The sequence below is a fragment of the Paenibacillus solisilvae genome, assembly GCF_042656405.1.
GTDB lineage: Bacteria > Bacillota > Bacilli > Paenibacillales > Paenibacillaceae > Paenibacillus_Z > Paenibacillus_Z solisilvae.
Window position 1 is genome coordinate 1 of sequence record NZ_JBHSOW010000154.1, and the last position, 1,488, is coordinate 1,488.

Genomic DNA, 1,488 nt, shown 5'->3' on the forward strand with positions numbered 1-1,488 from the left:
AATACTGCTACTATGGCTGGGAGAGGAAGGTCGATGAACTATGGTGCCTAAGAGCCCATCCGTTAGTCTGACTCCAACGACCACGGTGCATCACAGATTGTCGCTCCCTTTTGGGAAGCACTTATGGGAGATTAATCCTACTCTGGTTGCTGCACCAGTCTCTACTTTGATTTAGCCATAGAGAGGATGTTTTAAGATGGAAGTTGTCATTGAACGAGCATGCGGTATGGATATTCATAAGGACAACATTACAGCATGTATTCTTACGTCGAAGGGAAAGGAGATTCAAACGTTTTCAACTAAAACGGTGTTTCTATTACAGCTCATTGACTGGATTAAGCAGCATGAATGTACTCACGTTGCGATGGAAAGCACAGGGGTATTTTGGAAGCCTATTGTCAATCTACTTGAAGCTGAAGGCATTGAATTTTTAGTGGTCAATGCCCAGCATATGAAAGCACTACCCGGACGTAAGACGGATGTCAAAGATTCGGAATGGATTGCAAAGCTTCTTCGTCATGGGCTCCTCAAAGCAAGTTTCATTCCAGATCGAAATCAACGGGAGCTTCGAGAACTCGTTCGGTATCGTCGTAGTATCATTGAAGAAAGAGCCAGACAACACAATCGCATTCAAAAAGTGCTAGAAGGAGCTAATATTAAGCTCGGCTCTGTTGTAGCAGATATTATGGGCGTTTCTTCTCGTGATATGCTGCGTGCCCTTGCAGAAGGTGAAGAGGATCCTGCAAAACTAGCGAACTTCGCTAGACGTACAATGAAGCGAAAAAAGGATGAGCTCGAACTTGCTCTTCAAGGCTATGTAAACCCTCACCAACGCTTGATGATAAAGACTATTTTAACTCACATTGATTTCTTAACTGAACAGATCGTAGTGCTCGATCAGGAAGTTGCTGAGAGGGTAACCCCTTTCCATGACGAAGTCGAACGTTTAGATTCGATTCCTGGAATAGCTACCCGAATGGCAGAACAAATCTTAGCGGAAATTGGTCCGGATCTTAAGAAACAGTTTCCGAGTGCTGCGCATTTATGTTCATGGGCCGGTCTGGTACCTGGACATAATGAAAGTGCAGGGAAAAGGAAATCTGCCAAAGCCAAAAACGGAAACAAATATCTGAAATCTGCTCTAGTTGAAGCAGCCCATTCCGTTGCAGCGTCAAAAAACTATCTCGGTGCCATGTACAGACGTACAGCAGCACGAAAAGGTAAAAAACGAGCAGCCATAAATGTGGCTCATGCTATGTTAAGGATTGCCTTCTATCTCTTAACTCGCAACGAAATGTATGTAGACTTAGGTGAAGATTATTTTGACAAACAAAAGCAACAATCTATTGTAAAGTATGCCGTTCGGCGATTAGAAAACTTAGGTTATTCTGTAACCATTTCAGAAGTCTCCTAATCCCTCCAAGATAACCATATTCTTTATTTCAGGCGCTGCACCTTTTTAAAAAACGAATGAACTGCGTCTTCTTT

General features: G+C 42.9%; 1 protein-coding gene. It reads left to right on the forward strand.

Annotated elements, in window-relative coordinates:
• Nucleotides 1-196 precede the first annotated feature (196 nt).
• The gene (locus ACFPYJ_RS33150; RefSeq protein ID WP_379192890.1) at nt 197-1,414 is read left to right on the forward strand and encodes an IS110 family RNA-guided transposase; all 1,218 of its coding nucleotides are present in this window, start codon (nt 197-199) and stop codon (nt 1,412-1,414) included.
• The last annotated feature ends 74 nt before the right edge of the window (nt 1,415-1,488 follow it).